Origin of the sequence: Amycolatopsis taiwanensis DSM 45107 (genome assembly GCF_000519205.1) — a bacterium.
Taxonomy (GTDB): domain Bacteria; phylum Actinomycetota; class Actinomycetes; order Mycobacteriales; family Pseudonocardiaceae; genus Amycolatopsis_E; species Amycolatopsis_E taiwanensis.
The window spans coordinates 1-26,991 of the sequence record NZ_JAFB01000054.1; the positions used below are offsets into that span (position 1 = coordinate 1).

At 69.3% G+C, this 26,991-nt stretch carries 25 protein-coding genes; 12 read left to right on the forward strand and 13 right to left on the reverse strand.

What is annotated here, in order from left to right; genetic code table 11:
- Positions 1-274 precede the first annotated feature (274 nt).
- The gene (locus A3CU_RS0132700) at positions 275-1,261 is read right to left on the reverse strand and encodes an Acg family FMN-binding oxidoreductase (RefSeq protein WP_027945807.1); all 987 of its coding nucleotides are present in this window, start codon (positions 1,259-1,261) and stop codon (positions 275-277) included.
- A 164-nt stretch (positions 1,262-1,425) separates the two neighbouring features.
- Here A3CU_RS0132700 and A3CU_RS52975 point away from each other — a divergent pair, with 164 nt between their 5' ends.
- A complete protein-coding gene (locus A3CU_RS52975) occupies positions 1,426-1,920 on the forward strand; it encodes a hypothetical protein (RefSeq protein ID WP_156960682.1) in 495 nt (164 codons plus the stop codon).
- A gap of 54 nt (positions 1,921-1,974) precedes the next feature.
- Here the strand turns inward: A3CU_RS52975 and A3CU_RS0132705 are convergent, their stop codons facing one another.
- Together A3CU_RS0132705 and A3CU_RS47865 are read right to left on the reverse strand one after the other, a co-directional pair.
- Positions 1,975-2,247, reverse strand: a complete 273-nt coding sequence (locus A3CU_RS0132705) for a hypothetical protein (protein WP_156960683.1) — start codon at positions 2,245-2,247, stop codon at positions 1,975-1,977.
- Positions 2,248-2,349: 102 nt separating this feature from the next.
- A complete protein-coding gene (locus A3CU_RS47865) occupies positions 2,350-2,808 on the reverse strand; it encodes a nuclear transport factor 2 family protein (protein WP_084144082.1) in 459 nt (152 codons plus the stop codon).
- Between the two features lie 86 nt (positions 2,809-2,894).
- Between A3CU_RS47865 and A3CU_RS0132715 the strand changes: the two genes are divergently transcribed.
- Complete coding sequence (locus A3CU_RS0132715; protein WP_027945809.1) at positions 2,895-3,665, forward strand: helix-turn-helix domain-containing protein; 771 nt, start codon at positions 2,895-2,897, stop codon at positions 3,663-3,665.
- Positions 3,666-3,711: 46 nt separating this feature from the next.
- Here the strand turns inward: A3CU_RS0132715 and A3CU_RS0132720 are convergent, their stop codons facing one another.
- The 10 genes from A3CU_RS0132720 to A3CU_RS0132770 form a co-directional block, all read right to left on the reverse strand.
- A complete protein-coding gene (locus A3CU_RS0132720; protein ID WP_052372572.1) occupies positions 3,712-4,965 on the reverse strand; it encodes an outer membrane protein assembly factor BamB family protein in 1,254 nt (417 codons plus the stop codon).
- A gap of 537 nt (positions 4,966-5,502) precedes the next feature.
- A complete protein-coding gene (locus A3CU_RS0132730) occupies positions 5,503-7,122 on the reverse strand; it encodes a DUF885 domain-containing protein (protein ID WP_027945811.1) in 1,620 nt (539 codons plus the stop codon).
- Positions 7,119-7,349: a hypothetical protein gene (locus tag A3CU_RS0132735; RefSeq protein ID WP_027945812.1), complete on the reverse strand. Its 231-nt coding sequence runs from the start codon at positions 7,347-7,349 to the stop codon at positions 7,119-7,121. Before A3CU_RS0132735 ends, A3CU_RS0132730 begins: the two co-directional genes overlap by 4 nt.
- Before the next feature lie 249 nt (positions 7,350-7,598).
- Positions 7,599-7,988, reverse strand: coding sequence for a TraR/DksA family transcriptional regulator (locus tag A3CU_RS0132740; RefSeq protein ID WP_245617454.1), 390 nt, complete (start codon positions 7,986-7,988; stop codon positions 7,599-7,601).
- 133 nt (positions 7,989-8,121) lie between these two features.
- Positions 8,122-9,339 carry an MFS transporter gene (locus A3CU_RS47870; protein ID WP_043843393.1) on the reverse strand — a complete coding sequence of 406 codons (1,218 nt, stop codon included), beginning with the start codon at positions 9,337-9,339 and terminating at the stop codon, positions 8,122-8,124.
- Positions 9,340-9,343: 4 nt separating this feature from the next.
- A complete protein-coding gene (locus A3CU_RS0132750) occupies positions 9,344-11,437 on the reverse strand; it encodes an acetate--CoA ligase family protein (RefSeq protein WP_027945814.1) in 2,094 nt (697 codons plus the stop codon).
- Entirely contained in the window at positions 11,434-12,237 is an 804-nt protein-coding gene (locus A3CU_RS0132755; RefSeq protein ID WP_027945815.1) for an enoyl-CoA hydratase/isomerase family protein, read from the reverse strand. Before A3CU_RS0132755 ends, A3CU_RS0132750 begins: the two co-directional genes overlap by 4 nt.
- 48 nt (positions 12,238-12,285) lie before the next feature.
- Positions 12,286-13,851, reverse strand: a complete 1,566-nt coding sequence (mctP, locus tag A3CU_RS47875; protein ID WP_052372574.1) for a monocarboxylate uptake permease MctP — start codon at positions 13,849-13,851, stop codon at positions 12,286-12,288.
- Entirely contained in the window at positions 13,848-14,117 is a 270-nt protein-coding gene (locus A3CU_RS47880) for a DUF3311 domain-containing protein (RefSeq protein ID WP_027945816.1), read from the reverse strand. The genes mctP and A3CU_RS47880 overlap by 4 nt, the downstream gene beginning before the upstream one ends.
- A gap of 148 nt (positions 14,118-14,265) precedes the next feature.
- Entirely contained in the window at positions 14,266-15,531 is a 1,266-nt protein-coding gene (locus tag A3CU_RS0132770; protein WP_027945817.1) for a PucR family transcriptional regulator, read from the reverse strand.
- A 163-nt stretch (positions 15,532-15,694) separates the two neighbouring features.
- Here A3CU_RS0132770 and A3CU_RS0132775 point away from each other — a divergent pair, with 163 nt between their 5' ends.
- The 10 genes from A3CU_RS0132775 (at position 15,695) to A3CU_RS0132820 (ending at position 26,986) form a co-directional block, all read left to right on the forward strand.
- Positions 15,695-16,498 (forward strand): enoyl-CoA hydratase, encoded by an 804-nt coding sequence (locus tag A3CU_RS0132775; protein WP_281174172.1) that lies wholly within the window; start codon positions 15,695-15,697, stop codon positions 16,496-16,498.
- Between the two features lie 14 nt (positions 16,499-16,512).
- Entirely contained in the window at positions 16,513-17,694 is a 1,182-nt protein-coding gene (locus A3CU_RS0132780; protein WP_052372575.1) for an iron-containing alcohol dehydrogenase, read from the forward strand.
- A 10-nt stretch (positions 17,695-17,704) separates the two neighbouring features.
- Positions 17,705-19,216: a CoA-acylating methylmalonate-semialdehyde dehydrogenase gene (locus tag A3CU_RS0132785; RefSeq protein ID WP_027945820.1), complete on the forward strand. Its 1,512-nt coding sequence runs from the start codon at positions 17,705-17,707 to the stop codon at positions 19,214-19,216.
- On the forward strand, positions 19,209-20,210 hold the full coding sequence (locus A3CU_RS47885; protein WP_052372577.1) for an enoyl-CoA hydratase/isomerase family protein: 1,002 nt from the start codon (positions 19,209-19,211) through the stop codon (positions 20,208-20,210). The genes A3CU_RS0132785 and A3CU_RS47885 overlap by 8 nt, the downstream gene beginning before the upstream one ends.
- Entirely contained in the window at positions 20,207-21,481 is a 1,275-nt protein-coding gene (gene ccrA, locus A3CU_RS0132795; RefSeq protein WP_052372579.1) for a crotonyl-CoA carboxylase/reductase, read from the forward strand. Before A3CU_RS47885 ends, ccrA begins: the two co-directional genes overlap by 4 nt.
- A 161-nt stretch (positions 21,482-21,642) precedes the next feature.
- On the forward strand, positions 21,643-22,536 hold the full coding sequence (locus tag A3CU_RS0132800; protein WP_027945822.1) for a LysR family transcriptional regulator: 894 nt from the start codon (positions 21,643-21,645) through the stop codon (positions 22,534-22,536).
- A gap of 166 nt (positions 22,537-22,702) precedes the next feature.
- Positions 22,703-24,061, forward strand: a complete 1,359-nt coding sequence (locus A3CU_RS47890; RefSeq protein WP_084144083.1) for an MFS transporter — start codon at positions 22,703-22,705, stop codon at positions 24,059-24,061.
- Positions 24,058-24,627, forward strand: coding sequence for an OsmC family protein (locus A3CU_RS0132810; protein WP_027945823.1), 570 nt, complete (start codon positions 24,058-24,060; stop codon positions 24,625-24,627). Before A3CU_RS47890 ends, A3CU_RS0132810 begins: the two co-directional genes overlap by 4 nt.
- Positions 24,624-26,171, forward strand: coding sequence for an AMP-binding protein (locus tag A3CU_RS0132815; RefSeq protein WP_027945824.1), 1,548 nt, complete (start codon positions 24,624-24,626; stop codon positions 26,169-26,171). The genes A3CU_RS0132810 and A3CU_RS0132815 overlap by 4 nt, the downstream gene beginning before the upstream one ends.
- On the forward strand, positions 26,168-26,986 hold the full coding sequence (locus A3CU_RS0132820) for an enoyl-CoA hydratase/isomerase family protein (RefSeq protein WP_027945825.1): 819 nt from the start codon (positions 26,168-26,170) through the stop codon (positions 26,984-26,986). The genes A3CU_RS0132815 and A3CU_RS0132820 overlap by 4 nt, the downstream gene beginning before the upstream one ends.
- The last annotated feature ends 5 nt before the right edge of the window (positions 26,987-26,991 follow it).

A 26,991-nucleotide genomic window follows, 5' to 3' on the forward strand; every position in this document is an offset into this window, starting at 1 on the left:
CGTTGCGAGACCTGGGCCAGATCAGCGATGTCGGGCACCGGCCAGCCCTGGGCGGAGGCCAGCACGACCATCGCCCGCCGCAGACGCACCCGGTCTTTCGCGGTCCGGTTGACCCGCTGCAACCGCTGTCCCTCAGCCATCGACAGCGGCCTCACAAACACTCCCGGTGGTCGAGCCACGATCATCCTTCCCGGTCCCGCCATCACGTTCGGGACCAGGATGGGACACCACTCCGGAAAGATCAATTACGACACCAACCAACATTGACGAGGCACTAGTCGCTGATCAGCAGGTCTCGCACGTCGCGACGCGGCGTCACCGGGGTCGGCCAGCCGTAACCGATCCGCGCCACGGCCTGCGGATACCACGTGCTACCTAGCAGCCGAGACAACTCGTCCCGCGTGTCCGTGACCTCCACGACCTGCGAGAGCAACGACAACGCCAAGCCCCGCACCGTCGCGGTCAGCCACATGCGCTGCATCGCCTGCCCCGCGTACAGGTCGTCGAGTCGACTGTCGTGGTGCGAGCACACCACGACCAGCAACGGCTCGTACTCGAAGTCCTTGCCGGGAACCCGCGCACGCGCCTGACCACCGGAGAAATCCCGCAGCACCCACTGGTCCTGCGGCTCCGGCAGCGGCCCCGCCGCAGCAGCCGGCACCCCCTCGACGGTTCCCGGCGGCCGGCCGGTCCGCCGGGCCAGCTGGTCGCGGAAACGCGGATCCGCCATCTGCACCCGATGCGCGTGGCGCACCAGGCGCTCCAAAACCCCCAACTCCGAGCGCTCCATCACGTGCAACCAGCACTGCTCCCGCTGCACCGCGGCGGCCAGCGCGTGCCGGTGCTTGGTCGGTACCTGGGTCTCCCGGAACGGCCGCCTGTTGCTGCGCCGCTTGGGGATCGCCCGATACAGCTCCTGCTCCCCCGGCGCCTGAGTCGCTCGCCCACCGTCGCGCACCTCGGCCAGCGCGGTGCTCCCGGCAAACCGCGGCAGCAGGGTCACCACCGGCCGAACGCCTACGTGCTCAAGGGCCAACCGGAGGTTCAGCAACGCCGCACCGCACGCCAACCGCAGTTCCCGGTCGTCAGGGTCCGCAGCGGGCAGCCGCCGTTGTGGATCGCTGTGCAGCTCGATCGCGTCCGACGCCAGGCGAAAGCGCCACGGCTGGCTGTTGTGCAACGACGGCGCCAGGCCAGCCAGTCGCACCACCTCCTCGGTCTGCTCCGAGGACAAACCCAACGCCGCAGGGAATGAGGTCATCATCGAGTCCCCTCGGGTACGCCGTGCCCGCACATCGAGTCTTGCAGACCATCGACGTCCCCGCTTAGCCCGAAACCGATGCCAACACCGACACGGCCACCGCATGCAAGGCGACGTCCGACCACCGAACTGCACCTGTTGCGACCGCGTGACGTTGCACGATCTTGGAGGCTCTACCAAATAAGCAAGGCGCCAGCATCCTGGGATCGGATCAGTTTCTACGAAATGGGAAGAAGTTCAGAACCCCTTTGCCTGACGATAAAATACCACCTCTATCGCGGTCCAGCGAACGCAGCTTCATCTTACAACAATACGTCAACAGCCACAACCAGTTGATCCTGGAAAGTTTCGGCAATAACCAAACCGATATCGTGAAGATAGTCTTCTCCGGCGTGGAAAGAATAGAAGTAGACCGCTCTTATCGTGGGGGAATAGACATCGCAACGGTCAATCCGCACGAATTTTACCGGCAGTCGCATCCTTTGGTGAAGCCACTACTGTGGACGATCACATCACCGAACGGGACAGGCTTCGTCGCGGCAAGCAGAGTGCGAATCGCTCGGCTTTCTCACGACGGTGAGGAACTGGAGGTACTGTTCGCCGCCCATCAATCTCCGCAATCGGGTAAGTCGAGTGACGACACCCGGCCTAGCCCATAGCACCGAAACAGGCGGAGGTCGCCACTGGCAGGTTCAAGTGGTGAGTGCACCAGGTTAGCTGATCACGGATTCCAAGATCGTGGCACCACGTAACGCCGACGGATCGACGCTGAAGTAGGACTTCGAGAGGTGATAGCCGTCGGCGTCGACCCAGGCGCCCACCGGGGTATCGCCGGAATCGGGGAAATTCTTCAACGGCGCATGCACATCGGTATGCGTGCTGACCGCCGATTGGATGAGCTGGAAGCTCTTGGCCGCCGCTTCACCGGCGCCGAGCAGCATCAGGCTGCTCGCCACCAACCCGGACAGCAGCATGTAGATCGACACACGTCTGACCATCCGGGCCCCCAAGTGCTCGTCTCGGTCTCGACGTGGGGATCGCGCCGGAAGTACCGGACATTACGTGCTCAGCCGGCAAACTGCCGTGCGTCAAAGGAAAGACCGGCTTCGTGCGCGGTGACCGCCCGAGGTCTTGGTGGTGGCATCGCCCGCACCGGCTTCCTTCTCAGTAGGCTCCCACCACACCAGATTGGCGGCCGCCTGGGCCACCGGCTCGATGATCTCCCAGCCCTCGGCGATCAGCCCATCGTCGATCCGCCAGATATCGACGACCGCGATCTCCGGCCCACCATCGGGGAGCTGTCGCCGCGAGTGCATCACGACGTGATCACCATCGGCCAGCAGGTGGTGGACCTCGACCCGCATATCGGCTAGCGGGGTGAGTGCCGCGTGTACGGCGGCGAGCCATTCCGCCTTGGTCGAGGAGATCGAGTCCGGCCTGTGATGGACGAAGTCATCACTCAGCAACGATTCCAGCGCGTCGACGCTGCCCGTCCCGATCAGTTCCGCCAGTGCCCGTTGAACGATGCTCTTGTTGTCTGTGGTCATGGATGCAGTGTTTCCGCGGTCGCAACGGTTGTCGATGAAGTCGGATTTCATGGCGTACGGCTCCACGATGAGTACTCTCGACGACCGTGCACACAGTCGGGGAGCTCCTGCGGCAGTGGCGGCATCGCCGACGACTCAGCCAGCTCGATCTTGCGATCGCGGCCGACGTCTCGGCTCGTCACGTCAGCCTGGTCGAGACGGGCAAGTCCAACCCGAGCGCCGAAATGGTTCTCCGGCTCGCGGACCAGCTCGATGTGCCGTTGCGTGAGCGCAACCGGCTGTTGCTCGCGGCCGGTTTCGCACCCCGGTACGCCGAGCGGCCACTCGAGGACGACGCGCTGTCGGCGGCCCGGGACGCGGTCGCAAGGGTGCTCCGCGCGCATGAGCCGTACCCGGCGTTGGCCTTCGATCGCCGGTGGAACATCGTGATGACCAACCGAGCGGTCGAGCCGTTCTTCGCGGGCGTCGATCCCGACCTGCTCCGGCCGCCCATCAACCTGGTTCGGCTGGGGCTGGACCCGCGCGGGTTCGCTCCCCTGGTCGTCAACCTGGCCGACGTGCGTATGGTGTTCCGCTCCCGGATCAGGCGTCAGCTCGCCGTTGCTCCCGACGCCGAGCTCACCGCGCTCTACAAGGAACTGCTGGAGCCCAACTCCGAGGACGCGTCGAGCCGATCGGTCGAATCCGATGTCGTGATCCCGATGATCCTTCGCTTGGACGGACGGCAGCTGCGGCTGTTCTCGACCATCACCACGTTCGGTACCCCGATGGACATCACGCTGGACGAGGTCGCGATCGAGTCGTACTACCCGGCGGACGCGGAGAGCGCTGCCTACTTCGAGGAGCCCGACGGTTGACCTCTGGGCGTTTGTGTCTGGGATGTTTGATCGGAAATGGGCCCGTTCAGCCCCGCTGGTACGCCACGAAACGGGGACCGGTACCCGCGCTGCGTTTGGAGGTGACGTCACCGGGGGTGGGTGGCAGCGCCGAGACCATCGCGCCGGCGGACGCGACGACCGGCACCGGCCAGTCGCCGTCGCCCAGCGGTTGCCCGGTCCGCAGGTCGATCGCGACCGAGCGCCCACCGCGGGTTCCATACCCGACACCCTGGTGAGCCAACATGAGGTCCAGCATCCCGCCGGACGATGCGTCCTCCCAGAGCTGCACGCCGGAGGCCAGGTCGAACGCCCGCGCGACGCGAAAACCGTCGAGGCCCGTCACGACGACCGTGCCGCTGCCGGTGTCGACCGCCGTGCGCGGTTCCGGCTCGTCACCGAGCGCGGCGATCAGCCGGCCGGTGCGCAGATCGTGCAGTGCCATCCGGTCGATGGCATCGGCATCGGACCAGCGCAACGCAACGACACCACTGTCCGAGGCGTCAGCACCGTCCGCCAGCGCAGCCATGGGGCGGGTGACGTTCCAGTCCTCGGGCAGCGTCAGCGCGGAGGACTCCCAAAGAACGGAGCCGCTCCGCGTGTCGACGGCGGTCACGATGCCGTCCCCACCGAACAGGCCGATCCCCTCGTGCTCATACAGCGGCGCCGCGCCCGCGCGAGGCGGCTTCACCGGCGTGCCGGCCGCAGCCGAGAGCATGACCTTCTCGCCCTGCGCGCCACCGACTATGGAAGGCGTGTTCATCCCGAAGATCAATCCCGGTCCCTGCATCGGGCCAGGAACGCTCACCGGACCCCACACACGATCGCCGTCATGCGCGTCGTAAGCGTTGGCCGTGGTGACTGCGGCGATCCTGCCGTTGCGGTTGTCGGCGTCGCTCGCCAGGACGACGGCGACCGCGCGCCCGCCGGAGTTGGTCACGCCGTACCCAACACAAGCCGGGTTCGTACGTACCGCCCAACGAGTGGAGCCACTGGCGTCGACACCGACCACCGAAAGATCCGCCTGTTCATCGGTGGGGTAGACGAGACCGACCAGCATGTCGCCCGCCGCCCGGGGCACGTCGTCGAACGGGGCCGTCCACATCGGACCTCGAGCGGCGGGCAACTCTGCGTCCGGCACGTCAGGCGCGGGTTGCGGCTCCGACGCCACTCTCACCACCTCGGGTTCCGGCAGGGGCTCGGCGGTCTCGGTGCCGCATGCGGCGAGGAGCACGCCCGCCACGGCAGCAATTCCGAGCCGAGCCAGCGCGTGGCGCCGCATCGATCCTCCGTTCGCCGTTACTACTATCAGGCATAGTATCCGGGCGTCCGGAGCGCCGGCACGGTGGGCGCTCAGGCCAGGGCCGGTGCCCCCACCCAGCTGACCGCCGAGAGCGCGGCCCGGCTGCTACGCGCCGTCCGACCCCACGACGTCGCCGGAAAGACGCTGCAGCACCTCGCGGCCGACCTCGTCGCACATGATGGCGCCATGCCAAATCCGGCACGACACCGAGGGCCGCGCCTATTACCAGCGCAAGCAAGCAGCGGGCAAGGTCCACAAAGAAGTCATGCGGTGCCGGTGAAGACGACCGTCCGATGTGGTCTACCGTCAACTCCTCGGGGATGCCGTGCGAGGATCAACTTGACACAGAAAGGCGCCGTTCGTATTACGAACCCGGTTCTTCGGGTTCGGCCACGGCTACCCCTCAGCGAAGGCCTGCGAAGCTGCTTATGCCAACGAAACGGCCAGCCTGACGGCCCCGGCGTCCAGGCCGCACCTGGTCGAGCATGGCGGACGCATCGTCGCGCCCGGCCACCCTCACGCGGGAGGGTGGTCTTCGGTGGTCAGAAAGCGGCGGAGCGGGTCGAGGCCCATGGGGCCCAGCGCGAGCGCGGCGGCGTGGAACGCCTTGCGGTCGAAGGAAGTTCCGGCGGCGCGTTCGGCAGCCGCGCGGGTCTCGCGCCACAGGCGGGCGCCGACGCCGAACGACAAGGCCTGCCCCGGCCAGCCCAGGTAGCGGTCCACCTCGAACGCCGCCGTGTGCGGCGCCAGCCCGGCCACGTCGGTCAGCACTTCCCGCGCCACGGCGACGTTCCAGGACTCCGCCGCGGTGACGCCGTTGTGCCTCGGGATCGGCAGGCGCAGGTGCAGCCCGAGATCGATGACGATGCGGGCGGCCCGCCAGCGCCGGTCCAGCAGCAGGCCGATCCGTTCGCCCGGGTCGCGGATGAGGCCGAGTTCGTCGGCGAGTTGTTCGGCGTAGTGCGCCCAGCCCTCCGCGTACCCGTGCACGTGGCACAGCGCCCGCTGCCACGGGTGCAGGTCCGGCAGCGCCATCGTGATCGCGTGCTGGAGGTGGTGGCCGGGCAGCGACTCGTGGTGCAGCGCGCTGATCTGGCGCCACGACGCGACGTCACCGGACGGGACCGTCCACCACACCCGGCCGGGCCGGGTGAGTCCCGGGTCGGGTGGCACGTAGTACATGACGCCCGCGTCCGCGCGGACGATGTCGCACTCCACCGCGCGTGTCCTGGCCGGGATGTCGAAGTGCGTGCCGTCGAGCGCGTCGGTGGTCTCGGCGACACGGTCGCGCAACCAGCCGACGAGCGCGTCGGCCCCGCTCAGCAGGCGGCGCGGATCACGGTCCAACATGGACAGTGCGGCCGGGACGCCGCGGCCGGTGATCTTCGCGGCCTCCCCGGCGAGCGCCTCTTCCAGCTCCCGCAACAGCGCCCAGCCGTACTCGTACAGGTCGTCCAGGTCGACGCGGGCGCCGAGGAACGCACTCGCGGTCACCTCGTACAGCTCCCGGCCGACGGCGTCCTCCTCCGGTGCGCGCGGCGCCAGCTCACCGGTGAGGAACGCCGCGAAGTCCGCGGTGGCCGCGGCGGCAGCCGACGCGGCGACGGCTAGGCGGGAGGTCAGCGGTCCGGTGTGGCGGCGCACCAGCGCCGGGTAGAAGTCGTCGCGGTCGACCCACGACGCGCACTGTGCAGCCACGGCGCGAATCTGCCGCAGTGGCACCACGTTCCCGCGGTCGGCGGAGAGCCTCAACGTGTCGGCGTAGTCCGCAAGCGCGGCCGGTACGCGTTCGAGGTTCGCGGCGACAACCGCCCAGTCGTCCTCGGTGCCGGTCGGCAGCTTGTCGAAGACGCCTCGCACCTGGTGCACCGGGGTGGCGAGCGGGGCGAGCAGGCGAGTGGTGAAACCCGCCTCGTACAGCGCGATGTCGCTGGCGGTCCGTTCGGCGAGGGCCGCGCCGAGCGGGTCTATCGGATCCACAGTGGACGCGGCGACCGCGAGTTCGTGCCGGGCGGCGAACGCCTCCGGCGACAACAGCGGCACGATCACCTCGGGCTGTTCACCGAGCGCCTGCGCCGCGTAGGCGTCGAGTTCGGCCAGCCCGGCCAGGTACCGGTCGGCGACCGGCGCGCTCACCGCTCCCCCCGCGGGGCCGGCAGCACCGCACGCCCGAGCAACTCGACGCCGTGCCGGTCGGTGACGCCGTGCCGGGTGCCGAACTCGACCCGCGTCGCACCGGCGGCGAACAATGCCTCGGCGTGCCTGGCGACATCCTCGACCGCGTTGCGGAACCTCATGACCTCAAGCAACTGCGGGCCGGTATCGCGCAGGCGTTCGTCGTCTTCGTTGAATTTTCGCACCACCCGCCGGCAAGTTGCGCGTTTGGTCCTCATATCACCTGGCGAAGCCAGGAATACTCGCCGGCCGGAGACGGAAAGCGACATCGTGGCATCCTACCGGTCGACCGAGCGGCTGAGGCTTGACCGAGAGGTAACGCGGACGACTCCAGCGACCTTCAGCGGCTAACCACGAAGGTCCGTCCACGACGGTTTCCGCGGCCCGTACCGCTTCACTATGCGTCGCACCGAGCGCGAATGATCGCGGCGGAAGCATTAACGACGCCGGGACTCGGCACACGCAATGCACGTCCGCGTGGCGGGAAGTGCTTCCAGCCGCCCATCGGCGATAGCCCCGCCGCACCGCTCACACCGACCATAGGTCCCCGCGCGCAACCGCCCCGCGGCGCTGTCGAACTCGGCGAGCTCGGCCCGTGCCTGGCGAAGCAAGTCCTGCACCTGCGCGCGTTCGAAGGCGACGGTCGCCCCCTCCGGGTCATGCTCGTCATCATTGGTCGCCCACGCCGAAGACTCCACAATGCCCTCAACCTGCCGAGCCAGCCCGTCGATCCGCCTCACCGTCGCCGCCCGCTCCGCCAGCAACCGCGCCTCGACGACCGCGTACCGGTGGGCCGGCATCCCACTGGATCCATGCTGGTCAACCACGCTCACCACGATAACGGCCGCGGTGCCGGCGCGAGCCGCTCAGCGGAGCATCGGTGGCACTGTGCGCAGTACAGCTTCCTTAACGCCGTACTTGAAGAGACGCCTGGGGTTGCGGTCGTTCTCGTGTGGTGGGTCAGTGGGTGGTCGCGGGGGCGCGGCGATACGCGATCAGCGCAAGGATCCCGACGAGTGGCCCGATCGCGAGCACCAGCAGGGCGGCGGTCCAGGAGGTGTTCTCGGCCAGGATCGGGACGAGGTAGATGGTCGCGGCGGTGGTGATGTAGCCCAGGGCCAGTTGCAGGGAGACGGCGCTGCCGACGTAGCGTGGGTCGGCGCTTTCGGTGACCATCGCGGAGAACTGGGCCGAATCGGCGATCACCCAGAACCCCCAGAACGCGCTGATGACCACCACCACCGGTGTCGGCACGCCGTGCGCGAAGGCCAGCACGACCGCGGCGGTCCCGGACAGCGCGAGGCTGATCATCGCCGCCTGAGCCCGGCCGAACCGGTCGCTGATCCACCCGCCGGCGAGGCAGCCGATGGCACCGGTACCGATGCAGACGAAGGCGGCAAGGGCGGCCTGCCGCGAGCCGTCCGGCCCCCTGGAGAACCCGCCGAGTCCGGCGAGGAACGTGCCGATCCACGCCCACATCGCATACAGCTCCCACATGTGCCCGGCGTAGCCGATGTTGGCGAGCATGACGGGCCGGCTGCGGATCGCGCGCAGCGCGGAGCGAAGCCGGAACGCCGAGCGTGGGAAGGGGTAGGGCCCGGATCCGCGGACGGCCAGCACGAGCAGTCCGCCGAGCGCGGTGAGGATCGAGGTCGCGACGATCACGATCTGCCAGCCGAGTCCGCCGGAGGCCTTCACCAGCTGCGGTGCCGCGGAGCCGAGGGTCAGGGCTCCGATCATCACGCCGAGCGCAGTGCCGCGTCCGGCCTTGAACCAGGAGGAGACCTCTTTGAGCGCGGGTGGGTAGACCGCGGCAAGGCAGGCTCCAGTGGCCGCGCGCAGGGCGACCGCGACACCGAATCCCGGCGCGAACAACAGCAGCAGATTCGCGACAGCGGCGCACAGGGCGCCGATGCTCATCAGACGACGTCCCGGGACGGCGTCCGCTACTCCGGTGGCGGCGAGGGCGAGCGCGCCGATGACGAAGCCGAGCTGGACCGCGATCGTGAGCAGTGAGGATTCGCCGCCGGTCAGCTGCCACAGCTGTTGCAGCTGGGGCACGACGAACGACGCGGAGAACCACACGCTCATCGAGGCGAACGTGGCGAGCGCGATCAGTGTGAGCGCGACGCGTGCACGCCGTTTCTCGGCGGTCGTTCCGGTGGCCGGTTCCGGCATGGGCTCACCTTGTCCCGTCGCGGAATGCGTAGGCGGCGCGGGTGCGACCGAGCGCGGCGATCGCGCGTTCGACGGAGTCGACGACGGCCACGCCTCGAGCGGCGGCGACGCCGCGTAGCCGCCGCACAAGCTCGTCCTGCTCGGCGCTGCCGCTGCTGCGCAGGACCAGCGTGAGCGGCACTCCGTTGCGGTCGGCGTCGATGAGGTCCTCGGTGAGCAGGTCGACCAGATCGGCGGCCTCCTTGCCGTCCTTGAGGTCGTAGACGGTGCCGAGGTCGAGATACGCGCACAGGCAGTCGATGCCCGGGTCCGCGGCCAACGCCCGCACGAGCGCGCCGGTGAAGGAGCGGGAACCGTCGAACAGCGACCACACGGGGATGTCGACCGGGTTGCTCAGGCTGCTGCCGGGCGCGTCGTAAGGGGCCAACGCCTGCGCTGTGGCCGGCGCGAGCCGCGGCAGGACGAGGCCGTGTTCATGAGCGACGTCGGAGCCGACGACGGCGACTCCACCCCCGCTGCCGACCAGGCCGAGTCCGGTTCCGGTGAGCCCGGGTGCGTACTGGGCGACCAGGAGGGTGTCGAGCAGTTCGTCGAGGTTCTCCACGAGGATGACCCCGGCCGCCGCCGCGGCGTCGCGCAGCAACTGCGGGTCACTGGCCAGCGCTCCGGTGTGCGAGGCCGCGGCAGCCCCTCCGGCGGCGCTGCGGCCACCCTTGAACAGCACCACCGGGATGGACACCTGGGCGGCGAGGGTGAAGAACTGTCGCGCGTCGCTGTCGTCTTCGAGGTAGAACGCGGCGAGAGAGGTGCGGGGGTCGGCTTCACAGAAGGCCAGCAGCTCCGACGGTGAAACGTCGTCGCAGTTGCCGACCGAGCTGACGAAGCTGAAGCGCACCCCGAGTTCGTTGCCGCGCCGCACCACGTCGCCGGCGTAGGTGCCCGACTGTGAGATGAAGGCGATCGAGCCCTGCTCCTCGGAGGAGGCGCTGCGGCCGATCATCGTCATCCGCGAGTACGGGGTGTAGTGCCCGATGCAGTTCGGCCCCAGAACCCGCAACGGCGTACCGGCCACCACCTCACCGAGATCGGTGGTGTCAGCGGTATAGACGTGCGCGGTCTTCGTCCCCTTCCTGGCAAGCTCACGCAACGCATCCGGAACAGCCTTGGCTGGCAACGCGATGACCGCGCGGTCGAGGCCGTCCGGCAGGTCGGCGATCGTCGCCACGGCTTGGTGGCCGAGGATCACGGTGGCAGAGCGGCTGACCGGGTGGATGGCTCCCTCGAAGCCCTGGTCGACGAGCGTTCGCACGGCTCGGTGCCCCATCTTCGCCGGGTCGGCGGAGGCACCGAGCACGGTGACGCTCTGCGGATAGATCGCCGGGCGCAGCTGCTCGAAGGCGGTGGCCGGGTCGGGCGTGGCTATTGGCGCGTCCTCGCCACGCGCGACCGCGCGGGCGTCGACGGCGATGATGGAGTCTTTCCCGACGACGACGGGGTTGAGGTCGACCTGGTCGACCGGCTCGGAGAGCAGCAGGCCGTCTACCCCGGCGATGCGCACGAGCAGGTCGGCGAGCTGGGTATGCGCGGCCGGGAATCGCCGACGTAGCACCGCGCCGATCCTGGTGCGATCGATGAGTTCCGTCGCGGCGCGGGAGTCCAAGGGTGCCATGGCGAACGCGACGTCGCCGAGGATCTCGACGTCCACTCCCCCGGACCCGACCATGATGATCGGCCCGAACCCGGGGTCGTGCAGAGCGCCGACGACCACTTCCGGGCCGGGCTCGATCATCGGCTCGACGGTCACGCCCCGGACCGCGACCCCGCGCTTTTGCTGGTCGGCGAACAGCTTCTCGACCGACGGCTCGACCTGCTCCGGCGCGAGGCCGAGCAGGACGCCGCCGGCCTTGCTCTTGTGCACGACTCCGTCGGCGACGAGCTTGACCGCGACCCGACGCCCGGCCTGCCGGGCCGCGTCGGCGGCCGCTGCCGGCGACGCCGCGAACACCACGGGGTTGGCGGGAATGCCGTAGCGGATCACCAGATCGCGGATCGCGTCCTCGCGCAGGCGCTCTCCGGCGGACAGTGAAGTCGTGGTCATGCGAGCACCTCGGCAATGCGGTCGTGGTGGTCGGCGGGGTGGTCGGGGTACACCGCGGGCCGGCGTTCGAGGAAGGAGTTGACGCCCTCGTCGCCGTCGGGCAGGTTGCGCACCAACGCGGCGAGGAGGGGCTCGGCGGCCCGGCCGGCGTCCGTGCCGTGGCGCAGGGTGTGCGTGAGCCCGGCCTTCACGGCAGCGACCACGGCGGGCGAGACCTTCGCGATCGCCTCCGCGACCTCGATCGCGCCCTCCAGGGCCTCGGGCCCGTGCACGCCGGTGACGAACCCGTGCTGCTGAGCCTCTTCGACGCCGAACGGTGCGGCGGTGGCGAGCCAGCGGAACGCGACCGGGTAACCGACGAGGTCGAGCAGGCGACTCAGCTGCCCGCCGACCGGGACGAGCCCGATCGCCGCACCTACGCCGCAGAACCGAGCGCCCGGGCTGGCCACGCGCAGGTCGCAGTTGAGCGCCAGGATGAACCCGGCCGCGTAGGCCGGCCCGTCGATCGCGGCGATGACCGGGGTGAGGATCTCCGACGGGCGGCTGAACGCCGCGTTCGCGACCGGGTCACCGGCGGTCTCCGGCTTCTCCAGCACCTCCTGCAGGTCGTGCCCGGAGGAGAAGCAGCCCTCGGTGCCGGTGACGACGATGGCGCGCACCGCCGGGTCGGCGTCGGCTAAGTCGAGCTCGCGCAGCAGTTGGGGCGCCATGTCGCCGGAGAAGGCGTTGCGCTTGGTCGGGTTGTCGATGGTCAGGACGCGCACGGCGCCCCGGTCGGACACACGGATTCCGGGTGTCATCACTGCTCCTTCTCCACGGAGAACGGGAAAATCACGGGTGGTGGGCGGTCAGCGCATGGCGGCGGGGACGGGCTCGGTCACCTCGCCGGCACCGGCGCCACGCGGGCCGGCGCCGAGTGCGCGGGCCAGCAGGCTGCCGAGCACGACGACCACGAGGTTGACCACCAGCGCGGAGATCGCGATGTAGATCGGGCTGTCGAGGAAGAACGGTTTCGCGGTCGACCCACCGAACGGCCCGCCGGTTGCGGTCTTGACCTCGTAGGCGGCCCAGGTGCCGTAGACGACCGCGACCAGCAATCCGGCCAGCAGCGCGCGCCGGTCGGCGAACCGTTTCGTGAACAGTCCGAACAGGACGGTCGGCAGGGTCTGCAGGATCCAGATCCCGCCCAGCAGCTGGAAGTTCAGCGCGAAATTCGAGTCGAGGGTGAGCACGAAGACCAGAGCGCCGACCTTCACCAGCACCGAGACGACCTTCGAGATCAGGGTCTCCGACCTGGCGGTGACGGGGGTGCGGCGGAACTGGCGGTAGAGGTTGCGGCTGACCAGGTTGCCCGCGGCGATGGCCATGATCGCGGCCGGCACCAGCGCGCTCATCGCGATGGCCGCGAACGCGATACCGGTCAGCCACGGCGGGAACACCTGCGACAGCAGTTGCGGCACGGCGTACTGCGGGTTGCCGTCGTGCGGTTTGATCCCGAGCGCGAGCGCCATCATGCCCAGCAGTGCGACGAAGCCGAGCAGCACCGTGTAGACCGGGAGGACGGACATGTTGCGCCGCACCGTCTTCGCGCCCCGGGACGCGAACACGCCGGTGATCGCGTGCGGGTAGAGGAAGAACGCCATGCCCGAGCCGAGCGCGAGGGTCAGGTAGACGCTCGGGTTCACCGCGATCGCCGGATCGACGGTCGACGTGGCCTTGGTCGCGAGGGCTTCGCCGCCGCGGTGGAAGATCGCACCGAACCCCCCGAGTTTGATCGGGACCCAGATGACGGCGACGATGACCACGAGAAAGGTCAGGCCGTCCTTGACGAACGCGATGAGCGCCGGGGCGCGCAGACCCGCTGAGTAGGTGTAGGCGGCGAGCACGCCGAAGGCGATCAGCAGCGGCAGGTCGCGGACGAGCCAGTTGCCCGAGCCACCGATTCCCAGTGAGCCGAACACGACCTCGAGCCCGACCAGTTGCAGCGCCAGATAGGGCAGGGTCGCGAGCAGTCCGGTGATCGTGATGGCCAGGCCGAGGGACTTGGAGCCGAACCGGTCGTTCACGAAGTCGGTCAGCGTGACGTAGCCCTTCTTGTGGGCCAGCGAGACGAGTTTCGGCAGGAACAGGAATCCGAGCGCGTACAGCACGATGGCGTTGGGCACGGCGTAGAACCCGAAGGCGCCCATGCTGTAGATGGCGGCGGGCACCGCGATCAGCGTGTAGGCGCTGTAGAGGTCGCCACCGAGGAGGAACCAGGTGATGAACGGGCCGAACGTGCGCCCGCCCAGCGCCCATTCGTCGAGGTGATCGGATTGCTTGGCGCGACGCCACCGGCTGGCGAGAAAGCCCATGACGGTGATGACCACAAGCAGGACAAGGAAAACGGTGAAGGTGACAGCGTTGAAGGTCATGATTCCTCCTCGTCACCGTCTTTTTCGGAGGCGAACAGCAGCCGGTAGACCGCGCTCGTGCACAGGGCGGTGAGCACGGCGGCGAGCATCTGGAACCAGTAGAAGAACGGAATTCCGCCCAGCGTGGGGCCGGTGCGCTGGTACAGCGGCACGGCGAGGCCGAGCGCCACGGGTAGGATGATCAGGAGCCCGGACACGACCATCCGCAGTGGACGGTGGGTGCCTGGTGGCGAACCGGCGGTGGCCGGCTGAGAGGTATCGCCCATCGTGGACTCTCCCTTGAGTCGGGGTGGGTGGCCTGTCTGGGCGCGGCCCGTGACAGGGCCGGCGCCGTGGTGAGGCACACGCTAAGGGCGATACGTAACCCACGTCATGAGACGAACAGACAAGTTCCGCTCATAGTGTTCTCGTTTCCTACGAGGTTTCGGGGTGCGATGGCCTTCCGGAGTCGTAAAGCCGCAGCCCGAGCGAGAGCAACATCAAGTCGTCGACCTTCATCGGGTCGCGGCGGGTCAGGGTGTGGATCCGGCGCAGCCGGTAGACGACGGTGTTGGGGTTGACCGACAGGGCGGCGGCTGCCTTGGTGAGGTTGAAGTTCGCCGCCACGTACGCGCGCAGCGTCGTCAGCATGTCCGCGCCTTTGCGGTTGTCGTAGTCGAGCAGCGGGCGCACGGTCTCCTCGAGCAAGGCGTCGCTGTGCCCGGCGGCTCGCAGAATCCGGTCAAGCAGCACGTCGGCGAACCGGATCGCGCGGGCCGGCTCGGCGGCGGGGTTGCCGAGGTCTGCCGCTTCGCGCGCCTCGCTGTAGGCACGGCGCACGCCGTCGAGCCCTTCGGCGATCCGGCCGATTCCGACGGTCCACCCGCGCTCCGGACCGGCCAGCCGATCGCAGGCCGTCTCGATCTCCTGGCCGTCGTCGCTGGTATCGAGGCCGCACACGCAGACGACCTCGGATTCACGGGCGCCGACGAGGAACACCTTGGTCAGCGGCGCGATCTGGTTGCGCACCGCACGGATCGCGGACTGCACGCCGATCAGGGATTCCACTCCGGAGGGCACCTGTACGACGACAACCAGCAACCGGTCCCGCAGGCTCATCCGCAGCACGGCGATCTGCCGGCGCGCCTGTTCGCTGACGGCCTCCCCGGTCAGCAGCGTTTCCAGCACATCGGTCCGCAGGGACCGGCCGTCGGTGGAGATCGTGCCGGACTCGCGCACGTAGGCGGCCGTGACCGCGGTCGACACCCGGTCGACGTGGACCATCATCTCCTCGGCCAACTCGATCGACAGCAGCCTGCCCGCCTCGTCCGGGCCGGCCAGTTCGTCCAGGGTCCGCCACAGCTGGATGCCCCAGAGCCGGAAGGTGCGCAACAGCGAGGGCAGGCTGACGTGCTGGTGCACCCGCCGGGCGGCGCTGCGCCGGAGCCACTCGTCGGTGTGGTCGCCCGCATCGCTGCCGGAATCGAGAACGCGCACGACGAATTCGATGTTGAGCACGGCGGACTCGTACACGTCGCGCATGAGCACGGTCTCCGGCAGTTCGCCGTACTCGGGAATGGCCTGCCGGTAGTCGAGGACGAGTTGCTCCGCCAACTCGTGCCGGCGGGCGTAGAGCCGTTCGAGGACGGTCTGGCGTAGCCCGGCCCCGGGGGCCTGGTCGGTCACGTCGTTGCTGGTCACGCCGGTCCGCCGGGGTACTGCTCGACCACTGGAACTCCACCACCGTGCTCGTAGGAATCGAGAAGGTCTGCCTGCAAACTTATCTTTTCCTCTCATGACTTGGCTTACTCGGCCGCCTTAGCGTCCACATCGACTTCATCGGACGCACAGAGAGGTTTGTCCTGTGAGCCAAGACCCCGTCGCTGTGGCGGAGCTCTGCGAGTTCATCGGCGCGGAGCGACGCGGCCCCGTCATGCTCGTGACGCTGGAACGCCCCAAGGCGCTCAACGCGCTGTGCGACCAGCTCACGCGTGAGCTGACCACGGTGCTCGACGCGATCGAGGACGACGACTCCATCGGCGCCGCGGTCCTCACCGGCAGCACAAAGGCGTTCGCTGCCGGCGCCGACATCAAGGAAATGCAGCCGAAGGGCTTCGCCGACGTCTACCTCGAGGACTTCATCACCAGTTCCTGGGAGCGGACGGCACGGATGCGCAAGCCGATCATCGCCGCGGTCAGCGGCTACGCCCTGGGCGGCGGGGCCGAACTGGCCATGATGTGCGACTTCATCATCGCTTCCGACACCGCGAAGTTCGGCCAGCCGGAGATCACGATCGGCATCCTTCCGGGTGCCGGTGGCACGCAGCGACTGACGCGCGCGGTGGGCAAGTCCAAGGCGATGGATCTGGTGCTGACCGGTCGCATGATCGACGCCGAGGAGGCCGAGCGCAGCGGGCTCGTCGCCCGCGTCGTCCCAGCCGATGCCCTCATCGACGAAGCGGTCGCCGCGGCGACCACCATCGCCGGTTTCTCCCGTCCAGCGGTGCTGATGGCGAAGGAGAGCGTCGGGCGCGCGTTCGAGACGCCGCTGGCCGAGGGGTTGCGGTTCGAACGGCGGATGTTCCACGCCGCGTTCGCGACCGAGGGTCAGGCCGAGGGCATGGACGCGTTCCTGGCCAAGCGCGACGCCCACTACTCCGGCCGCTAGGAGGTGACGTAGAGATGACCACGTTCGACACCGCGGCGGTGTGCGAGTTCGCGCAGCCGCGCGACATGCGCGTCGGGGGCGGCGCGCTGGAGAAGATCGGTGAGGTCGTGGCCGCGCTCGGCGTGAGCAGGCCGCTGGTCGTGACCGACGTTTTCCTCGTCAGCACCGGATTGGCCGAGCGGGTCACGAAATTGCTGGGCGCTGCCGGGCTGACGCCGGCCCTGTTCTCCGGCACCGTGCCCGACCCGACCACCGAGTCCCTTGTGGACGGCTTGCGAGCCGTGCGTGACGGCGGCTGTGACGCCGTCATCGGCCTCGGCGGCGGCAGCCCGATGGACACCGCGAAGGCGCTGGCGCTGCTGGCCGTGCAGGGCGGCACGATGCGCGACTACAAGGCGCCGCGACGGAACACCGGGCCCGCGCTACCGATCGTCGCGGTGCCGACGACCGCGGGCAGCGGCTCGGAAGCGACCCAGTTCACGATCATCACCGACAGCGCCTCGGACGAGAAGATGCTCTGCCCGGGACGGTCCTTCCTCCCGGTCGCCGCGATCGTCGACTACGAGCTCACGCTGTCGATGCCGCCCCGGCTCACGGCCGACACCGGGATCGACGCGCTCACCCACGCTGTCGAGGCCTACGTCAGCCGCAAGGCCAATCCGCTGTCCGACTCGTTGTGTCTCGCGGCGATCGCGACGATCGGCCGACACCTCCGCCACGCGGTCGCCGACGGCTTCAACCGCGAGGCCCGCGCCGCGATGATGCTCGCCGCCACGCAAGCCGGCATCGCGTTCTCCAACTCCAGCGTCGCGCTGATCCACGGGATGAGTCGCCCGATCGGCGCGCACTTCCACGTCGCGCACGGGTTGTCCAATGCCATGCTGTTCCCCGCCGTCGCGGCCTATTCCGCCGACGCCGCCACCACCCGCTACGCCGACTGCGCCCGCGCGTTCGGCGTCGCCAGCGGCACCGATAGCGACGAGCAAGCAGCAACCGCCTTGGTGGATGCGATCAGCGCGCTGTGCACCGACCTGGAAGTACCCACGCCGGCGGCCTACGGCATCGACGAGGCCGATTGGAACCGCCTCATTCCGACGATGGCCGAGCAGGCCCTGGCTTCGGGATCGCCCGCCAACAACCCGCGCGTGCCTTCCGCGCGCGAGATCGAAACCCTCTACGCCCGCATCTACCGGTGATTGGACAACGATGACCAGCACTGAACCCACCCCCATCGACCACTGGATCGGCGGTGCTCCCACCGCCCGCGACGGCGCGCAGCGCGGCGACGTGTTCAATCCCGCCACCGGTGCCGTCACCGGCCGGGTCGCCTACGCCACCGCCGCCGAAACCGAAGCGGCCATCGCGGCGGCGGCCGACGCGTTCCCCGGCTGGTCGCGCACCCCGCCGCACGTGCGCGCCCGCGTGCTGTTCCGCTTCCGCGACCTCGTCGAGCAGCATGCCGACCGGCTCGCGGAGATCATCACCGCCGAACACGGCAAGGTTCGGGACGACGCGCGCGGCGAGGTGACCCGCGGGCTCGAGGTCGTCGAGTTCGCGTGCGGCATACCGCACCTGCTCAAGGGCGAGTTCTCCGAGAATGTCGGCCGGAAGGTCGACGCGGTCACCTTCCGGCAGCCGCTCGGTGTCGTGGCCGGCATCTCGCCGTTCAACTTCCCCGCGATGGTCCCGATGTGGATGTTCCCGGTCGCGATCGCCTGCGGGAACACCTTCGTGCTGAAACCGTCCGAAAAGGACCCCACCCTGAGCGTCGAGCTGGCGAAGCTGCTCAAGGAAGCCGGGCTTCCGGACGGGGTGTTCAACGTCGTGCACGGCGACAAGACCGCGGTGGACGTGCTGCTGACCGATCCGCGCGTCGAGGCCGTGAGCTTCGTCGGGTCGACGCCGATCGCGCGGTACGTGCACACCACCGCGGCCGCGAACGGCAAGCGCGTGCAGGCGCTCGGCGGCGCGAAGAACCACCTGGTCGTCATGCCCGACGCCGACCTCGACCAGGCCGTGTCCGCGCTCATGGGCGCCGCCTACGGCTCGGCGGGCGAGCGGTGCATGGCGATCTCCGTGGCCGTGCCGGTCGGCGCCGAGACCGCCGAACGGCTGCGGGAACGCCTGATCAAGGCGTTGGCCGAGCTCAAGGTCGGCCCGGGCCTGAATCCGGGTGTGGAGATGGGTCCGCTGGTCACCGGGGCGCATCGCGACAAGGTCGCCGGCTACCTCGACACCGGCGTCGCGGAAGGCGCCGACCTGGTGGTCGATGGTCGTACGGCCGAGATTCCGGACAGTGGCGACGGATTCTTCCTCGGCGGGTCGCTGTTCGACCACGTCACCCCGGCGATGCGGATCTACCGCGAGGAGATCTTCGGCCCCGTGCTGTCGATCGTGCGTGCGGACAGTTTCGCCGAGGCGCTGACGCTGGTCAATGAGCACGAGTTCGGCAACGGGACCGCGATCTTCACCCGCGATGGCAACACCGCTCGCACTTATCTGGCCGAAGTCAAGGCCGGGATGGTGGGGATCAACGTGCCGATCCCGGTGCCGATGGCCTTCCACTCCTTCGGCGGCTGGAAGCGCTCGCTGTTCGGCGACCACCACGTGCACGGCCCCGAGGGTGTGCGGTTCTACACCCGCAACAAGACCGCCACCACGCGCTGGCCCGGCGACCACCGGATCAGCACCGACTTCGCCATGCCGACCCATGTCTGAAACCGACGGCATCCGAACACGGCTCGACGGGACGCTCGGGCGGATCCGGCTGGACCGCCCGAAAGCTCTCAACGCTCTGACCCTGCCCATGGTCCGCCGGCTGGAGGAAGTCCTGGCCGAGTGGCGAAAGCGTGACCTGACGGCGGTCCTGATCGACAGCACCGACGCCCGCGCGTTCTGTGCCGGCGGGGATATCCGGGCGATCCGGGAGAACACCCTGGCCGCCAGGTACGCCGAGAGCGAGGAGTTCTTCGCGACCGAATACCGGGTCAACGCCACGCTCGCGGCCTATCCGCATCCGGTGGTGGCGCTGATCGACGGGGTCTGTATGGGCGGCGGGCTCGGCCTGTCGGTGCACGGCCCGTTCCGGGTGGTCACCGATGCGGCCGTGTTCGCCATGCCGGAGACCGGGATCGGGTTCTTCCCCGACATCGGCGCCAGTCACTTCCTGCCACGCCTGCCCGGCGCGATCGGGATGTATCTGGGGCTGACGGGCCATCGCGTCGGCGCCGCCGAGGCGCTCGAGGTCGGGCTGGCCACGCACTACTCTCCCGCGGAGAAGGCCGGGCAGATTCCCGAACTGCTCCGGGAGCGCGGTGAGCGCAGCGTCGACGAGGTGCTCCGGCAGGTCGCCGGGGCACCGGATCGGCCCAGTGAGCTGGCCGCGCACCGCGGCGAGATCGACCACTGCTTCGGCGCCGCGAGCTTGGCGGAGATCCGGGGGCGGCTCGCGGCGTCCGCGACGCCGTGGGCTCGCGACACGCTCGCCACGGTGGATCGGATGTCCCCGGCGAGTCTCGCGGTCACCTTCGACCTGCTCACCCGGGGCCGCGAGCGTTCCCTCGCCGAATGTCTCGACGCCGAACTGCGGGCCGGTCGCGTCGTCACCCGCAGCGCCGACTTCGTCGAAGGCGTGCGGGCGGTGCTGGTGGACAAGGACAAGTCGCCCCGCTGGGCGAGCGAGTACACATCGGACAAAGGAGTTCGCGGATGAAGGACGAGGACCGTCGCAGTGTCGTGACGTCCGGCGCGGAGATCACCCCGATCGGTGAGCTGCCGCCGGTGGGTGTCGTGCCACCGCGCATGCATGCCCAAGTGGTGCGCCCGCACCGCTACGGCGACCCGGCTGCCGCATTCCAGCCCGAGGTCGTGGACACCCCGCGGATCGGACCCGGCGAGGTGCTGATCGCGGTGATGGCCGCCGGCATCAACTACAACAACGTCTGGGCCGCCCGCGGCTACCCGGTCGACCAGGTCGCGGTGCGGCAGAAGCGAGGCGAGCCCGAGGACTTCCACGTCGGCGGCTCCGACGCCGCCGGCATCGTCTACGCCGTCGGCGACGGGGTCGCCGGCATCGAGATCGGCCAGCACGTCGTCATCCACCCCGGGGTGTGGGACGCCGACGACCCATGGATCGCCCGCGGCAAGGACCCGATGATCGCGCCCAGCGCGAAGATCTGGGGCTACGACACCAACTACGGCGCCTTCGGCCAGTTCGCCCGCGTCCAGGCCCATCAGGTGATGCCCAAGGCCGAGCACCTGTCCTGGGCGGCGGCAGCCGCCCCGACGCTGGTCGGCACGACCGCCTACCGGATGCTGCATGGCTGGGCCGGCAACACCGTGCAGGAGGGCGACCTCGTCCTCGTCTGGGGCGGCTCCGGCGGCCTGGGCACCCAGGCCTCCCAACTGGTGCGGGCCGCCGGCGCCCGCGCGGTGGCCGTGGTGTCCGACGACGAGCGCGGCGAGTACGCGATGAAATACGGCGCCATCGGCTACATCAACCGACGCGACTACAACCACTGGGGCGTGCCCCCGCTCGTCGACGACAAGGCCGGTCAGAAGGAGTGGTCCGCCGGTGCCCGTGCCTTCGGCAAGAAGCTCTGGGAAATCGCCGGTGGCCGTGAGGACCCGGCGATCGTGTTCGAGCACCCCGGCGGCGCGACCATCCCGACGAGCATCTTCCTGTGCCAGGCCGGGGGCATGGTCGTCATCTGCGCCGGCACCACCGGCTTCGACGCGATGGTCGACCTGCGTTACCACTGGACACGGCAGAAGCGGCTGCAGGGCTCGCACGGCACCAACGACGAGCAGGCCTACGCCTACAACGACCTCATCCGCGCCGGCACGATCGACCCGGTCGTCGGCCGCACGATCCCGTTCTCCGACATCCCGGGCGCCCACGCCGCGATGGGCCGCGGCGAGGACGTGTTCGGCAATGCCGCCGTCCTGATCGGCGCATCCGAACCCGGCCAGGGCCGCGCCTGAACCGTTCCCGGTGGGCGGCGCCCGGCCTCCCCGCCCACCGGGAACGCCCATTCCCGAAACCGCGCCCCTGAATCCGCTGTGTTGTTCAAAACGCGCGATCGACGAACGCGGACTTTTGAATCACCCTCCAGCGACGACGCCGATGAGGGCAGGAGCACCACATGATCTCCGCCGACGATCTGGGGATTTTCCTCGAGGTCGCACGCCGCGGCCGCCTGACCGAGGCCGCGAAACACCTCGGCCTGAACCACACCACAGTGGGGCGGCACATCGCCCACCTCGAACGCACCGCCGAGCAACGCCTCTTCCACCGCGAACCCTCCGGCTGGGTGCTCACCCCGGCCGGCACCCGCCTGCTCGAACACGCCGAAGCCGTCGAGGCAGCGGTGCTCGCCGCCCGCGAGGACTGCCTGCAGACCGGGCGATACCTCACCGGCGCGGTACGGATGATCACCCCCGACGGGTTCGGCACCTTCCTGCTCGCCCCCGAACTCGGCACCCTCGCGGACTCGTTCCCGGCGCTTTCCCTGGAGCTCGTGATCGCGAACGTCCACGCGTCGCTGTCCACACGCGAGTTCGACCTGGCGGTCACCATCGAACGACCGGTCACCCGCGCGGTGAACGCCCGCAGACTGGCGGACTACGACTTGCGCCTGTACGCGGCACCGTCCTTTCTCGACAGTCACAGTCCGATTTCCTCGGCCGGCGATCTCGAGGGCGACCCGTTCATCTGGTACACCGAGGACGCCTTGTGCGCGCCGACGCTGGAAACGCTCTTCCAGGCCGTGCCGGCGGCGCGGCCGGTCTATTTGACCAACACGATTTCAGGGCAGATCTGTGCGGGCCGTCAGGGCCTCGGCTGGGTCTTCCTGCCCTCGTGGATCGGTGACACCGCCGACGGCCTGCGCCGCGTCGACGCCTTCCCCCACTCCGTGCCGCACAGCTATTGGCTTCTGGTGCCACGCAACCTGGCACGGCTGGCCCGCGTGCGCGCGATGTCCGCCGCCATCCACGAACTCGTCACCGGCTACGAGGGGCTGCGCCCGCCCCGCTGACCACAGCGGTGTGCACGAATGCAGACCGCTGTGGGGATCTGGTCGTTGCCCGGCCCCGAACAGCTCTGTTTTCCTTTCATCAGGCCAAAAACGCGCGCAGGCCCCTTGTCCACCGCAGTTGCGGACGGTCCACGACGGCTCGTCCGCCGAACGGAACGGTGACTTCATGGCGCAAGCAACGACGCGGCGCACCAGCTCGCCACGCATGGTCGCGCTCGGCAGTTTCATCGGCACCACCATCGAGTGGTACGACTTTTTCCTCTACGGCAGCGCCGCGGCGCTCGTGTTCGGCCCACTGTTCTTCCCCAGCGTCTCCCCCGTCCTCGGCTTGATCGCCGCCTTCAGCACCTACGCCGTCGGGTTCCTGGCCCGGCCGCTCGGCGCGCTCGTCGGCGGCCACGTCGGCGACCGCATCGGCCGCAAGGCGATGCTCGTCGCCTCGCTACTGATCGCGGGCGGCGCGACCGCACTCGTCGGTGTGCTGCCGACCTACGCCGGCATCGGCGTGGGAGCACCGCTGCTGCTGGTGCTGCTGCGGCTGGCGCAGGGCTTCGGCGTCGGCGGCGAATGGGGTGGCGCGGCCCTGGTCTCGGTCGAAAGCGCACCCGCCCGCCGGCGCGGGTTCTACGGCAGCTTCACCCAGATCGGCGTCTCCGCCGGCATGCTCATGGCCGCGGGTGCCTTCACCCTCGGCCAGACCATGTTGACCAGGGAGCAGTTCCTCTCCTGGGGCTGGCGCGTCCCGTTCCTCGCCAGTGGTCTGCTGGTGATCGTCGGGCTGCTGATCCGCGTCAAAATAAGCGAACCCGAGTCGTTCACCCGCATGAAGCAGGACAACAAGCTGCCCGAGCGACCGCTCGTGGAGGTCATGCGCACCCAACGGCGCCCGGTGTGGCTCACCACCGGCATGCGACTGTCGCAGAACGCGCTCTACTACCTGTACACGACGTTCGGCATCGCCTACATCGCACGCTCCGCCGACGACACCGTCGGACTGCGGGCGGTCCTGGTCGCCTCGGCGATCAGCCTGGCGACCGTGCCCGCCTGGGCGTGGCTGTCGGACCGATGGGGCCGCCGGCCGCTCTACCTGTTCGGCACGGTGGCCAGTGCGATGTTCATCGCCCCGTTCTTCCTGCTCGCCGACACCGGCAACCCGGTGCTGATCACCCTCGGCATGGTGGCCGGCATCAACCTGTTCCACGACGCCATGTACGGACCGCAGGCGGCCTTCTTCGCCGAACTGTTCCCCACAAACGTCCGCTACAGCGGTGCGTCGATGGGCTACCAATTCGGCTCCGTGCTCTCCGGCGGCCTCGCGCCGCTGATCGCCAGCAGCCTGCTCGCCGCTGGTGGCGGGAAGCCGTGGCTCGTCGTGGGCTACTGCCTCGTGCTCAGTGTGATCACCGGTGTCTGCGCCTACCTAGCTCCCGAAACCTTCCGTGCCAGCACCGACAGCACGGATTACGCGGCCGTCGCCCCGGCGGCCGCGACCACCCGCACCATCGAGATAGGAGAACTCCGATGAACGGAACCACCGCCGCCCCCAACGGCATCGACCGCGAAGCGCTGGACGCCACGATCGCCGCCGTCCGCGCCCAGCCCGAACTCGCCCAGGTCACCTTCACCCTCGACGCCGACTGGAAGAGCGGCTGCCACCAGCGCGCCACCACCGGCGAGCTGCGCCAGGCCGGCGCGCCCGTCGAGACCCGCACCTCCCGCTACGTCCTCGAATCCGACGAGCCCGCGGCCCTGCTGGGCACCGACCACGCCGCCAGTCCCGCCGAATACATCCTGCAGGCACTGGCCGGCTGCTACTCGGTCACCTTCGCCGCGAACGCCACCGTCCGCGGCATCGAACTGTCGTCGCTGCGACTGGAGCTGGAAGCCGACTTCGACCTACAGGCCTTCCTCGGTCTGGACAACGACGCCCGTCCCGGCGCCCGGGAGATCCGGGTGACCGTGCACGCCGAGTCGCCCTCCGCGACCCGTCAGCAGTTGCAGGAGCTGACCGAGGCCGTGCAGCGCCGATCCCCGATCCGGGACACCCTGGCGGGGCCGGTCCAGGTCACGACCATCCTGGCGGAGTCGTGACCGTCCCGTTGACCCTGGAGCACCTGCTGTGGCGAATGGAGCACGTGCACTCCGGCTCCGAAGTCGTCGCAGCAGGGGCCAGGGTGCGGTTCCCCGACCTCGCACACGCCATCCGCAGGCTCTCTGCGGGACTGGACGAGCGGTTCGGGATCGGCCGGGGCGACACGGTCGGCGTGCTCGCGTTCAACACCCTCGAGCACCTCGAACTGATGTACGCGGTTCCGATCCTGGGCGCCACGCTCAGCAGCCTCAACGTCCGGCTGAGCTGCGAGATGCTCATCGCCCAGGCCCGCCGCGACGGCCTGCGCCTCCTAGTCGTCGACGAGGAGGTGCTGACCCACCGCTCGATCGGCCCCGCCGCCCGTGCCGCGGTCGAGGAGCTCGCCCACGACGGTCTGCGGATCGTTAAGGCCAGCGCGCTCGAGAACATCGCGCAGACCACCGCGGAAGCCTCCGAGAAGACCAGGGGAACCGCCGCCGTCACGCCGCGGGAGGACGCTCCGGCGTTTTTGTTCCACACCAGCGGGACGACCGGGGTGCCCAAGAGCTACCGCGTGACCCATCGCGACGTGGTCCTGCACGCGCTCAGCCAGAGCTCGGCCGACGCGTCCGGGCTGCGGGCCGGCGACCGGGTGCTGCCACTGGTGCCGTTCTGCCACGTCAACGGGTGGGGTCTGCCGTTCACCGCCGCACTGACGGGGGCGGCGCTCGTCCTCCCCGGCGGTGACCTGGCACCGCAACGGGTCACGCAACTGCTGACCGTCGAGCGGGTCACCGTCGCCGCGGCGGTGCCGACCGTGTGGTTCGATGTGTGCCGTCACGTCTCCGAGCACTCTCTCGCGGCGCCCCTGGCGCTGCGAGAGGTTCTCACCGGCGGCAGCGTCGTGCCCCGATCGGTCGTGGACCTCGTCCACGACGTCCTCGGCGCGAGCGTCGCGACAGCGTGGGGCATGACCGAGACGCTCGCGGTCAGCACCTACGAGCGCGATGATCCCAGCAGTCGCGCCGGACGGTTCATTCCACTCGTCGAGGGCCGCATCGTCGGCGCCGACGGAAGTCCGGGGCCGGCGGGCGAGAACGGCACACTCGAGGTGCGGGGGCCGTTCGTCGTCGGGGGCCGCGACGGCGCTCCCGGCGGCTGGTTCGACACCGGCGACGTCGCCTCACTCGACGAGGCAGGCCGGCTGGCGCTGCACGACCGGCACAAGGACCTCATCAAGTCCGGCGGCGAATGGATCATCTCCGCGCAACTCGAACAGCACCTGTGCACGCACCCGTCCGTCTCCGCGGCCGCCGTCGTCGCGCGCCCTGATCCAAAGTGGACGGAACGCCCCGTCGCCGTGCTGGTCCCCCGCCAAGGCGGCCAGGTCGACGAAACCGAGCTGCGAGCCCACCTCGCCGAGCGCTTCCCGCCCTTCTGGGTGCCCGACGTGTTCATCTGCGTCGAGCACCTGCCCCTCACCCCCGTCGGCAAGGTGGACAAACGCGCGCTGCGCGCCCGCCACGCCGCCGTTTCGCACGACACCACCGGAGGTGCACCATGACCGACACCCAGTACATCCAGCGCGAGATCCACGGGAACGTCGCCTGGCTGACCATCGACCGGCCGAAGAAGCTCAACGCGCTCTCGGTCGAGGTCATGCAGGAGCTCATCGGCGCCCTGGACGCCGTCGAGAAGGACGACTCGGTCAAGGTCGTGATCCTCCGCGGCGGGGCCCGCGCGTTCAGCGTCGGCTACGACATTTCCCAGGAGGTCGAGGCGGGGATTTCGACCGCCGAGCAGTGGCACACCGGCCTGTCCATCAACATCGGCCTCACGATGAAGGTCTGGGGCCTGGCCAAACCAGTGATCGGAGCCGTGTCCGGGTGGTGCCTGGCCGGGGGCTGCGAGCTGGCGATGGCGTGCGACCTGTTGGTCGCCACCGAGGACGCCCAGTTCGGCGAACCCGAGATCCGTTTCGGCTCCGGGCCGGTCACGCTCCTGATGCCCTTCCTGCTCGGCCAGAAAGCGACCAACGAGCTGCTCTACACCGGCGACGTCGTCGACGCTCAGCGCGCCCTCGCCCTGGGGCTGGTCAACCGGGTGGTTGCCACCGGCGATCTTGAGTCCACAGTGGATCTCCTGGCGCGGAAGATCGCCCTCACCCCGCTGTCCATTCTGCGCTACACCAAACGCGCCCTGACCCGTGCCTACGAGGCGATGGGCCTGCGCGACGCGGTCGAAGCCAACCACGACATCGCCGCGGTCCTCAACTCCGCCACAACCCCCGAGCGCACCGAGTTCACCGAACTCGTGGCGACCAAGGGACTCGGCGCCGCCCTCGCCTGGCGCGACGCCCGCTACGCCGACTTCGGCTGACCACC

Coding starts and splice junctions, on each gene's coding strand:
- A3CU_RS0132700 (WP_027945807.1), bottom strand. CDS start 1,261: ATGACCTCATTCCCTGCGGCGTTGGGTTTGTCCTCGGAGCAGACCGAG.
- A3CU_RS47865 (WP_084144082.1), bottom strand. CDS start 2,808: ATGACCACAGACAACAAGAGCATCGTTCAACGGGCACTGGCGGAACTG.
- A3CU_RS0132720 (WP_052372572.1), bottom strand. CDS start 4,965: ATGCGGCGCCACGCGCTGGCTCGGCTCGGAATTGCTGCCGTGGCGGGC.
- A3CU_RS47870 (WP_043843393.1), bottom strand. CDS start 9,339: ATGCCGGAACCGGCCACCGGAACGACCGCCGAGAAACGGCGTGCACGC.
- A3CU_RS0132750 (WP_027945814.1), bottom strand. CDS start 11,437: ATGACCACGACTTCACTGTCCGCCGGAGAGCGCCTGCGCGAGGACGCG.
- A3CU_RS0132755 (WP_027945815.1), bottom strand. CDS start 12,237: ATGACACCCGGAATCCGTGTGTCCGACCGGGGCGCCGTGCGCGTCCTG.
- mctP (WP_052372574.1), bottom strand. CDS start 13,851: ATGACCTTCAACGCTGTCACCTTCACCGTTTTCCTTGTCCTGCTTGTG.
- A3CU_RS47880 (WP_027945816.1), bottom strand. CDS start 14,117: ATGGGCGATACCTCTCAGCCGGCCACCGCCGGTTCGCCACCAGGCACC.
- A3CU_RS0132780 (WP_052372575.1), top strand. CDS start 16,513: ATGACCACGTTCGACACCGCGGCGGTGTGCGAGTTCGCGCAGCCGCGC.
- A3CU_RS0132785 (WP_027945820.1), top strand. CDS start 17,705: ATGACCAGCACTGAACCCACCCCCATCGACCACTGGATCGGCGGTGCT.
- A3CU_RS47885 (WP_052372577.1), top strand. CDS start 19,209: ATGTCTGAAACCGACGGCATCCGAACACGGCTCGACGGGACGCTCGGG.
- ccrA (WP_052372579.1), top strand. CDS start 20,207: ATGAAGGACGAGGACCGTCGCAGTGTCGTGACGTCCGGCGCGGAGATC.
- A3CU_RS0132800 (WP_027945822.1), top strand. CDS start 21,643: ATGATCTCCGCCGACGATCTGGGGATTTTCCTCGAGGTCGCACGCCGC.
- A3CU_RS47890 (WP_084144083.1), top strand. CDS start 22,703: ATGGCGCAAGCAACGACGCGGCGCACCAGCTCGCCACGCATGGTCGCG.
- A3CU_RS0132810 (WP_027945823.1), top strand. CDS start 24,058: ATGAACGGAACCACCGCCGCCCCCAACGGCATCGACCGCGAAGCGCTG.
- A3CU_RS0132820 (WP_027945825.1), top strand. CDS start 26,168: ATGACCGACACCCAGTACATCCAGCGCGAGATCCACGGGAACGTCGCC.